General features: G+C 71.2%; 7 protein-coding genes. 4 read left to right on the forward strand and 3 right to left on the reverse strand.

Annotation, left to right across the window (positions count from 1 at the left end; translation table 11 throughout):
- Positions 1–36 precede the first annotated feature (36 nt).
- Complete coding sequence (locus tag QZV94_RS05665) at positions 37–1,191, forward strand: hypothetical protein (RefSeq protein WP_293676835.1); 1,155 nt, start codon at positions 37–39, stop codon at positions 1,189–1,191.
- Here QZV94_RS05665 and polA read toward each other — a convergent pair.
- The 3 genes from polA to QZV94_RS05680 form a co-directional block, all read right to left on the reverse strand.
- Positions 1,188–4,079, reverse strand: coding sequence for a DNA polymerase I (gene polA, locus QZV94_RS05670; protein WP_293676836.1), 2,892 nt, complete (start codon positions 4,077–4,079; stop codon positions 1,188–1,190). The genes QZV94_RS05665 and polA overlap by 4 nt on opposite strands.
- Before the next feature lie 43 nt (positions 4,080–4,122).
- Positions 4,123–4,932 carry an isocitrate lyase/phosphoenolpyruvate mutase family protein gene (locus QZV94_RS05675; RefSeq protein WP_293676837.1) on the reverse strand — a complete coding sequence of 270 codons (810 nt, stop codon included), beginning with the start codon at positions 4,930–4,932 and terminating at the stop codon, positions 4,123–4,125.
- An 82-nt stretch (positions 4,933–5,014) separates the two neighbouring features.
- Positions 5,015–6,823 (reverse strand): tetratricopeptide repeat protein, encoded by a 1,809-nt coding sequence (locus tag QZV94_RS05680; protein ID WP_293676838.1) that lies wholly within the window; start codon positions 6,821–6,823, stop codon positions 5,015–5,017.
- 121 nt (positions 6,824–6,944) lie between these two features.
- Here QZV94_RS05680 and recF point away from each other — a divergent pair, with 121 nt between their 5' ends.
- Genes recF through QZV94_RS05695 form a run of 3 tightly spaced genes read left to right on the forward strand, consistent with a single transcriptional unit; the run spans position 6,945 to position 9,633 of the window.
- Positions 6,945–8,096, forward strand: a complete 1,152-nt coding sequence (gene recF, locus QZV94_RS05685; protein ID WP_293676839.1) for a DNA replication/repair protein RecF — start codon at positions 6,945–6,947, stop codon at positions 8,094–8,096.
- Positions 8,093–8,788, forward strand: a complete 696-nt coding sequence (locus QZV94_RS05690; protein ID WP_293676840.1) for a hypothetical protein — start codon at positions 8,093–8,095, stop codon at positions 8,786–8,788. Before recF ends, QZV94_RS05690 begins: the two co-directional genes overlap by 4 nt.
- A complete protein-coding gene (locus QZV94_RS05695) occupies positions 8,785–9,633 on the forward strand; it encodes an alpha/beta fold hydrolase (RefSeq protein ID WP_293676841.1) in 849 nt (282 codons plus the stop codon). Before QZV94_RS05690 ends, QZV94_RS05695 begins: the two co-directional genes overlap by 4 nt.
- The last annotated feature ends 333 nt before the right edge of the window (positions 9,634–9,966 follow it).

Here is a 9,966-nt window from a genome sequence, read left to right on the forward strand (position 1 = left end):
TCCCTCGGCCCTTCCTCTGATTCAGGTTCTGATCCGGTGACCTCCCACTGGCGCCTCCTGATCGCGGCGGTCCTGGTCCTGATGGCCGGGATCGTGGCGCTGCCACGGTTCCTGCCGACCCCGCAGCTGCGGGAGAACCGGGTGCTCGCGGCCGCGCCGGCCTGGCCGCCGGCCGGCCTCAGTCAGTTTCGACAGGAGGCTGACGCCTATGTGGCGGACCGCTTTCCGCCGCGGGCCATCCTCATCGGCGCGCTGAACTATGCCCGCATGCGCCTGGGAATCAGCGGCTCGGACCGGGTGATCGTCGGCCGGAAGGGGTGGCTCTTCTACGACGACGGCTCGCACCTCGGGGCCGCGCGCGCCGACCCCCCGCTCACCGACGACGAGGCGAGGGCCTGGCTGGGCGTGCTGGCCGGTCGCGCGCAGGCCCTTGAGGCCCAGGGGACCGAGTACCTCGTGATCGCTCCGCCGGCCAAGGAGGGGGTCTATGGCGAGTTTGGTCCGGCCTGGTACGCCGGCGCCAGCCCACGGCGGGCGGGCCTGCGCCTGGCGCGTCTGGCGGAGGCGGCGGCGCCTGGCCATGTGATGCACCTCGAGGGACCGGTGCGGGCGGTGAAGGACCGGGGCGTCCTGGCCTTCAGCCGCCACGACACACACTGGACCGGCGCGGGCGCGCACGGCGGCTACGCGGCCCTGATGGCCCGGCTCCAGGCCAGCGGCCTTGGCGAACCCTCCCGGCCGCTCTCGGACTTCACGATCAACCCCAACCCCAAGCGCCCGCGCGATCTGGCCATGATGCTCGGGGTGGCCGGCTATGTGGACATCGCCTATCGCGACCACATCGATCCCGGGGCCGCTGCGCGGAACCGCACCCACTGGTTGACCGAGCGCCGCGGGTGGACGGCGCCGCAGGTGATCGACACGGGCCACGCCGGCAAGCCGGTTCTGCTGATGACCCGCGATTCGTTCTCCAACGCGCTCACGCCATTCCTTTACAGCCACTTCAGTCGGCTCATCCTCACCCACATCGACGATGGAGCCTGGCGGCCGGAGCTGATCGCCGCCTGGCGGCCGGACGTGGTGATCCTGGAGGTCCAGGAGAACAGCCTGCGTCACGTCATGGGCGCGGGCCCGGCCCCTTCCCCCGCGGGGCGTGCGAGGATCGAGGCCGCACTGGCGGCCAACCGCTAGTGCGCGTCGTCCCAGTTGGCGGCGGCGCGCGCGTCGACCACCAGGGGCACGGAGATCGAGGCCGCCGGCTCGGCCGCACGCTCCATGATCCGCCTGGCCACGGCGATCACCGCGTCGGCCTCGGTTTCGGGCGCCTCGAACACCAGTTCGTCGTGCACCTGCAGCAGCATCCTGGCCTTCAGCCCGGCGTCGATGAGGGCCTGCGGCATGCGGATCATCGCGCGCCGCATGATGTCCGCCGCCGCGCCCTGCAGCGGGGCGTTGATGGCGGCGCGGTCGGCGAAGGACCGTTCGGCCTGTGACTTGCCGCGTGCGGCGGGGATGTGGACCTTGCGGCCGAAGATGGTGCTGACGAAGGCCTCGGCCCGGACCTGGCGCTGCATGCGGTCCATGTAGGTGCGGATACCGGGGAAGCGCTCGAAGTAGGTCTTGATGTAGGCGCCCGCCTCCTCCCGGGGGATCGACAGCTGGTTGGCCAGGCCGAAGGCCGAGATGCCGTAGATGATGCCGAAGTTGATCGCCTTGGCGCGCCGGCGGGTCTCGGCCGGCATGCCCTCGACCGGCACGCCGAACATCTCCGAGGCGGTCATGGCGTGGATGTCGAGGCCCTCGGCGAAGGCCTTCTTCAGCTGCGGGATGTCGCCCACATGGGCCAGCAGCCGCAGTTCGATCTGGGAATAGTCGGCGCTGATCAGCACGTGGCCCGCCTCGGCGACGAAGGCCTTGCGGATCTTGCGGCCCTCTTCCGTGCGGATCGGGATGTTCTGCAGGTTGGGGTCGGTGGAGGCGAGCCGGCCGGTGGTCGCCGCGGCCAGCGAATACGAGGTGTGGACGCGGTGGGTCCTGGGATCCATCGCCGCAACCAGGTTGTCGGTGTAGGTGCCCTTCAGCTTGGAGAGCTGACGCCAGTCCAGCAGGGTGCGCGGCAGGGCGTGACCCTGGGCGGCCAGGTCTTCCAGCAGCGAGGCGTCGGTGGACTGAGCGCCGGTGGCGGTCGTGCGGCGGCTGTCGAGGCCCATCTCCTTGAACAGGATCTCGCCGATCTGCTTGGGCGAGCCCAGGTTGAAGGACCGGCCCGCAAGTTCGAAAGCCTGCGCCTCCAGCTCCGCCATGCGGACCGAGAAGTCGTTGGAGAGCGCGCGCAGCTGGTCGGGGTCGACCTTCACGCCGGCCAGCTCCATGCCCACCAGGACCGCGGGCATTGGCCGCTCCAAGGTCTCGTAGACCGTGGCCATGCCGTCGTGCGCCAGCCGGGGCTTCATGTGCTCCCATAGACGCAGCGTGATGTCGGCGTCCTCGGCGGCGTAGCAGGTCGCCGCGCCCAGCTCGACGTGCTTGAAGCTCTTTTGCGACTTGCCCGCGCCTGCGACAGCCTTGTAGGCGATCGGCTCGTGCTCGAGCACCCGCTTGGACATCTCGTCCAGGCCGTACTTGTTGTGCAGGCCGCCCTCGAGCGCGAAGGCCAGCAGCATGGTGTCGTCGATCGGCGAGACGTCGATGCCGTAGCGCCGCAGGACCGCCTGATCGTACTTGGCGTTGTGGCCTATCTTGAGGACGCCGGGGTCCTCCAGCAGCGGCTTCAGCTTCGCGAGCGCCGTTTCCAGCGAGACTTGAGTCAGGTCCGACGGCGCTTCGAGCTCCAGGCCGCCCTCGTGCTCGTTGGCGTGGCCGACGGGGATGTAGCAGGCCTGGCCCGGCGCGGTCGCCAGCGAGATCCCGCACAGGTTGGCCGTGGTCTGCGACAGCGCGTCGGTCTCGGTGTCGAACGCGACCACGCCGCCAGATCGCGCACGCGCGATCCAGGTCTCCAGCGCCGCCAGATCGCGCACGCACTCATAGGCGCTGACGTCGATCGGCGCGTGCGTCGGCGAGGCGGGCCCCGAGGCCTTCATCTCGGCGACCACGGCCTGGACGGCGGCATCGCGGCCGGGCGCCATGGCGTCGCCGACCCGCCGCGCCAGCGTGCGGAACTCCATCGTCTCCAGGAAGGCCTGCAGCACCGCCGGCTCCGGCTCACGCACCTTCAGGTCGTCAACCGGCTCCGGCAGCGGCGTGTCGCAGTCGAGCTGCACCAGCTGGCGCGACAGGCGGATCTGGTCGGCGAAGTCGATCAGGGTCTGGCGGCGCTTGTCCTGCTTGATCTCGGCTGCGCGCGCCAGCAGCGTGTCGAGGTCTCCGTACTCGTTGATCAGCGCCGAGGCGGTCTTGATGCCGATCCCTGGGGCGCCGGGAACATTGTCGACGCTGTCGCCGCACAGCGCCTGCACGTCGACGACCTTGTCCGGCGTGACGCCGAACTTCTCGAACACCTGGTCGATGCCGATCTTCAGGTTCTTCATGGTGTCGAGCATGGTCACCCGCTCGTCCACCAGCTGCATCAGGTCCTTGTCGGACGAGACGATGACCACTTCGCCCGAGAGGTCGCGCACCTTGCAGGCGTAGGCGGCGATCAGGTCGTCGGCCTCGTAGCCCGGCAGCTCGATGCAGGGCACGCCGAACGCCTTCGTCGCCTCGCGCACCAGCGGGAACTGCGGGATCAGGTCGTCCGGCGGCGGAGGGCGGTGGGCCTTGTACTTGTCGTAGAGCTTGTTGCGGAAGGTATCCTCGGAGTGGTCGAAGATCACCGCCAGGTGGGTCGGCGCATCCGGCTGGGCGCGCATGTCGACCAGCAGCTTCCAGAGCATGTTGCAGAAGCCGGCGACCGCGCCCACCGGTAGTCCGTCGCTCTTCCGGCTGAGCGGCGGGAGCGCGTGGAAGGCGCGGAAGATGAAGCCCGACCCGTCGACCAGATAGAGCCGGACGGCGGGCCCGTCCTGGGTGGGCGTGCGCTCCGTATCGGGCAGCGGAGGCGCGCCGAGGTCTTGGGGGGCGTCGAGGGTCTCGGTCATGGCTTCAAGATAGGCCGGTGATCCCGCGAGGTCACCCGCGGGATCAGGTCGAGAATCGTTTCTGCAGCGCCGGCGCGCCCTCGGCAGCCGCCATCAGCTCGGTCGACGACCCGCTCGCCAGGAAGGCGGCCGCGGTGCGGGCGAGGGCCGCGTAGGCGGCGTTGAAGGTCGCGCTTCCCGCGCTGAGGCGCCGTGCGCCGAGCGCCGCCAGCGCCGCCGCGTCGGGCGCGCCAGGGCGGGCCAGGATGTTCAGCGGAGCGGGGATCGCCGCGGCGAGGCGGCGGATCAGCTCCGGGTCGACGGCGCCGGGCACGAACACCCCGTCCGCGCCCGCCGAGACGTAGAGTTTGCCGCGCGCGATCGCTTCCGCCTCGGCGGCCTCGCCCTCGGCCAGTCGGCGGAGATACACATCTGCGCGGGCGTTGATGAACAGTGGGACGCCTGCCTGCCCGGCCGCCTTGCGCACCGCAGCGATCTTTGCGGCATGCAGCTGCGGATCGCGGCCGCCGTCCTCGAAGTTGATCCCGACGGCACCGGCCTGGATCACCTGGCCGACGTTGCGCTGGAGTTGGTCCAGGTCATCGGTGAAGCCGCCTTCGAAGTCGCAGCTGACCGGCACATCAACCACGGCCGCGATCGCGGCCACCACGGCGCAGGTGGTCTCCACGGCCAGGATGTCACCGTCGGGCTGGCCGTGGACCCAGGCCACGGCGGCCGAGGACGTGGCGATGGCCTTCGCGCCGGCGTCGGCGACCACCGCGGCGCTGGCGGCGTCCCAGGCGTTGGGCAGGACCAGCACGTCCGGCCCCTGGTGCAGCTGGCGAAACAGTTCGGCCTTGGCGGTCTGGCTCATGGGTCCCTCGACGTCTTGCTACTCAGACGGGGATATGGAGTGCGTTGTGACACGGCGCTGGCGGATTCCGGACACCGATGGATCAGAGGCGCGCCGACAGCTCGGCGGCGACGCGCTGGACCACCGGCGGCCACGTCGCATCCTGCCCCTGGCGAAACAGGGTCACCGACCGGTACCAGGGCAACGACGGCGAGCCGACGCCGTAGCGCCACTCGGGCCGGGCAGGCACCATGACCAGCGCAGGCGTGCCCAGGGCGCCCGCGAGATGGATGATCGTCGTCTGCACGGAGACCACCACGTCGAGCGTCTGCACCAGGCCGGCGAGGTCCTCGAAGTCCGCGACCTCGCTGGGCGGTGGCAGGCGAATGCGCTGATGTCCCGCATTCGCCGCCGCCACCTCGGCCTCGACGTCGCCGTACTGCAGGCTGACGAACTCGCAGTCGGGCAGATCCAGGATCGGCCGAAGCTGGGCCAGCGGCATGGAACGCGCGTCGCGCCCGGTCCGCCGGATGCCGCCCCGCCAGGACAGGCCAATCCGAAGCCGCCCCTTCCTTGGCCCCAGCCGCTCCGCCCATTGCGCCCGGACGGCCGCCGAGGCGGAGAGGTAAGGAACGCCGGGGAAGTCGGCGAGGCGGTTGCGATACAGCCGGCCGAGGCTGCCGATCGCCACCACAGCGTCGGTGTCAGGAAGCGGCGCGCCTTCGGCTAGCGGACCCAGGAGCCCGAGGTCCGGGAAGGCGTTCGCGAACAGCCGATGCAACCGGGTCTCACAGACCAGGGTGACCGATCCCGCCGTGGCCAGAAGGTCGGGAAGCGCGCTCGCAAACATCACGACGTCGCCCACCCCCTGCTCCGCTACCAGCAGCACGCGGCGGCCAGCGAGCTGGCCCGTTGTAATGTTCGGGTCGAGCCGGCCGCGCAGCTCGGGCGTCACTTGCCCGGACGCCCCGGTGAGGAACGAGGGCGTCCGCCAGCGCCACTCGTAGTCCGCCCACCCGGCCTCGAACTGCTGAAGCGTGAGCCGCGCCACCCCCCGGTTCCAGCGCGCATCGGCGAAGGTCGGGTCCAGCGCGACGGCGCGGTCGAAGCCCTCCAGGGCGGAGTGGAGCCGCCCAAGCTTCACAAGCAGGTCCGCGTGGCCCTTGTGCAGGAGGGCCGACTCCGGGGCGAGGGCGACCGCCGTCTCGGCGCACTGGATGGCCTCCTCCAGCCGATCCAACTGCTCGAGGGCGAGGCTCCGGTTGTGATAGGCGGCCGCATAGCCGGGATCGCGGGCGATCGCTGCGTCAAAGCTGGCGAGCGCCTCGGCTGGCTGCTCGAGGCCCATGAAGGCGTTGCCTTGGTTGTAGTGTGCGGCGGCGGCGTCCGGGTCGAGCGCCAGGGCGGTGGCCAGGCTCACCAGCGCCTCGTCATGGCGTCCCAGCGCGTTCAGCGCGACGCCCAGGTTGGTATGCGCGGTTGCAAAGTCGGGCTTCAGGCGCACAGCCGCCTCGAAGCCTTCCGCGGCGGCCTCGAAGCGTTCCACATCCAACAGCGCCGCGCCGCGATTGTTGAACAGGTCCGGCTCCGCCAGCCCGAGTTCCAGCGCCCGGTCGAAGCTGGCGATCGCCGCCTCGGGCTTGCCCAGGCGTCGTAGCGCGACGCCCAGGTTGGCGTGGCTGCGGGCGAAGTTCGGATCGATCTCCAGGGCCTTGCGCAGCATCTCGACGCTGCGCTCCAGGCGGCCCATCTGCAGGGAGAGGAGTCCGAGGAGGTTGTGCGCGGTGAAGTGGCGGGGCGCCGCCTGGATGATCCGCTGGTAGAGCGCCTCGGCTTCGGCAGCGCGGCCGTTCTCGTGATGATCCATGGCGACCCGCAGCGTCGATCCGATGTCCAAGGCTTCTTCGGGCACGGCCGCCGGCGCTCCACTTCGCAGCCCTCATAGCCAGCCGGCCGGGTTCGGGCCAGTCGGTGCGGGTCACCAGCAGCCGGGCGGCTCGCGTCCGACCGCGGAAACCGGCTAAGACCTACCCGTGGCCGCCTCCGTCCTGACCCGCCTAGCCCTGACCGACTTCCGCTCCTACGCCAGGGCGGAGCTCGCGCTGGACGGGCGGCCGGTGTGGCTGGCCGGGCCAAACGGGGCGGGCAAGACCAACCTTCTGGAAGCGGTGAGCTTCCTCATCCCGGGCCGGGGGCTGCGCGGATCGGGCCTGGCCGAGGTGGGCCGCCGGTTGCCCGGCGAAGCGGCCGGCCGCGCCTGGGCCGTCGCCGTCACAGTGCGGGTCGGCGGCGACGACGATGGCGAGACCCGGCTGGGCACCGGGGTCGAAACGGCCGGCGCCGTTCGCCGGGTAGTCCGCGTCGAGGGCGAGCCCGCGCCACCTGGCCGGCTGGCCGAACACCTGCGCCAGGTTTGGCTGACCCCGGCGCAGGATCGCCTCTTCCTGGAGGGCGCTGCCGAGCGGCGGCGGTTCTTCGACCGGCTGGTATTCGCCGCCGAGCCGATCCACGCCGCGCACGTGCAGGCCTACGAGAAGGCCTTGCGCGAACGCATGCGCCTGCTCACCGACGGGCCCGCCGACGCCGCTTGGCTGGACGCCCTCGAGGCGCGGATGGCCGAGGCAGGCGCCTTGATGGCCGAGGCCCGCGCGCGCACGCTCACCGCCCTCACCGCCGAGATCGCCACCCGCGGCGAACGGCCCTTTCCACTGGCCCGGCTGTCGCTGACCGGCGAATGGGAGCGCCTGGCGCTGGAGGGCGCGGACTTCGCCGACATCGAGGCGCGGCTGGCCAAGGCGCTGGCCCCGGTGCGCGAGCGCGACGCCGCGGCCGGCCGCGCGCTCACCGGGCCGCACCGCGGCGACCTCGCCGTGGTCCATGCCGAGAAGGACCGCCCGGCCGCCGAGTGCTCCACCGGAGAGCAGAAGGCGCTGGTGCTCAACCTGATCCTCGCGCAGGCGGCCCGCCTGGCCCGCGCCGAAGGCCACCCCTCGCCTATCCTGCTGCTGGACGAGGTCGCCGCCCACCTCGATGCGCGCCGCCGCGCCGCCCTTTTCGACGAGATCGAGGCGCTCAGCCTGCAGGCCTTCCTCACCGGGACAGACGAAATGCTCTTTGACGGCCTGGCCGGTCGCGCCCAAGGCCTGCGTGTGGAAGGTTCGGAGCTGGTGGAGATCGGCCGGTGACCCGCTTCGTCCTCGTGCACAGCCCTTTCGTCGGGCCTGCGGCGTGGCAGGCCACGGCCAGGCTGCTGCCCGACGCGGTGGTCGCCGACTACGGCTGTGTCACCGGCCCTGACTGGTACGGCCGCGTGGGCCGGGCCGTCGCCGCGCAGGCCGGCGAGGCGCCCTGGACGGCCGTCCTGCACTCCGGGGCCGGCGGGTTCGCGCCAGCACTGGCGCGGGCGGCGGCCAGCCTCGCCGGCTTCATCTTCGTGGACGCGATCCTGCCGCATCCGGGCCGGAGCGTCCTCGACACGGCGCCGGCCGAGATGATCGCCCAACTGCGTCGCGTCACCACTGACGGCTTGCTGGCGCCCTGGAACCGATGGTTCGACGTCGATCCGACCGAACAGATGATCCCGGATCCTGAAGCACGCGCCGCGTTCGTCCGCGACCTACTGCGTACCCCCTTCGCCTTCCTGGAAGCGGTCGCCCCGGACGATTCGGCATGGGAAGTCCTGCCGGCAGCCTACATCCAGCTCAGCCGCAACTACGACCGGACCGCTGAGCGCGCCGCCGCACGCGGCTGGCGCGTGAGCCGCGAACGGCTCCACCACTTAGCGATGGCCAGCCACGCCGATCGGGTCGCTAGCCTACTGCTGGACGCCGCATCGCCCACCAGCGTCGTAGAATCCATCCCGGGGAGGCTCCCATGACCGCGCTCAGCACCACCACCATCGCGCTCGGCGACCTCGCCTTCACCATCGATCAGGCAGGTCCTGTCGACGGCGAACCCGTACTGATGCTGCACGGCTTCCCGCAGACGCGGCGGGCCTGGCGCGGCCAACTGCAGGTGCTGGGTGGGGCCGGCTACCGGTGCGTGGCGCCAGATCAGCGCGGCTACTCCACGGGCGCGCGCCCGGCGGGAACCGAGACCTACGCCACCGCCAACCTGGTCGCCGACGCCCTGGGGATCATGGACGCCCTCGGCCACGGCCGCTTCCATCTGGTCGGCCACGATTGGGGGGGACAGCTGTCATGGCTGATCGCGGCCCAGGCGCCGGAGCGGCTGCTCAGCCTGGCGGTGCTGTCGCGCCCCCATCCGGCCGCCTTCGCCCGCGCCTTCGCGGAGGACGCTGATCAGCCGCAGCGGTCGAGCCACCACAAGGCGTTCCAGGACGAGGGCGCAGGGACGGCGCTACGGGCGGACGACTTCGCGGGCCTCCGGCGCATGTTCATCGCCCAGGGCGTGCCAAGCGCCACCGCCAGCGCCTACATCGATACCCTCGCCGAACCCGGCGCCATCGAGGCGGCCGTCGCCTGGTACCGGGCCGGCGGCTCGGCTTCGCTGCGCGCCCGCGACGTGCCGCCGGTGGCCGCGCGCACGCTGTACGTCTGGGGCGACGCCGATGCGGCCGTGGGCCGGATGGCCGCCGAGGCGACGGCGGATTTCGTCACCGGACCGTACCGCTTCGAGGTGATCCCCGGCGCGGGGCACTTCCTGACGGACGAGGTCCCGGAGCCGGTGAACCGGCTGCTGCTGAGCCATCTCGGGGGCTGATCCGGGCGACCTTTTGTGCGGCGCCGAAAAGTGTGCAGAATCAGCGTCCCACCCTATATAAGAACAGCCACGTTACCCGGCTCCGCGCGCTGCCGCGGGACCGTCACCAGGCGCTGCCGGATCCGATGGTCCGGACCCTCCCTAAACGCGCCTCAGCTGGACGCAAGATGAGCGAAGAAAACGATCTCGAAGGCGGCGCCCCCGAGGGCAACGGTCAGGCCGAGTACGGCGCGGAATCGATCAAGGTGCTGAAGGGCCTGGACGCGGTGCGCAAGCGCCCGGGCATGTATATCGGCGACACCGACGACGGCTCGGGCCTGCACCACATGGTCT

The sequence above is a fragment of the uncultured Phenylobacterium sp. genome (assembly GCF_902826855.1).
Lineage (GTDB): Bacteria > Pseudomonadota > Alphaproteobacteria > Caulobacterales > Caulobacteraceae > Phenylobacterium.

Coding starts and splice junctions, on each gene's coding strand:
- polA (WP_293676836.1), bottom strand. CDS start 4,079: ATGACCGAGACCCTCGACGCCCCCCAAGACCTCGGCGCGCCTCCGCTG.
- QZV94_RS05675 (WP_293676837.1), bottom strand. CDS start 4,932: ATGAGCCAGACCGCCAAGGCCGAACTGTTTCGCCAGCTGCACCAGGGG.
- QZV94_RS05695 (WP_293676841.1), top strand. CDS start 8,785: ATGACCGCGCTCAGCACCACCACCATCGCGCTCGGCGACCTCGCCTTC.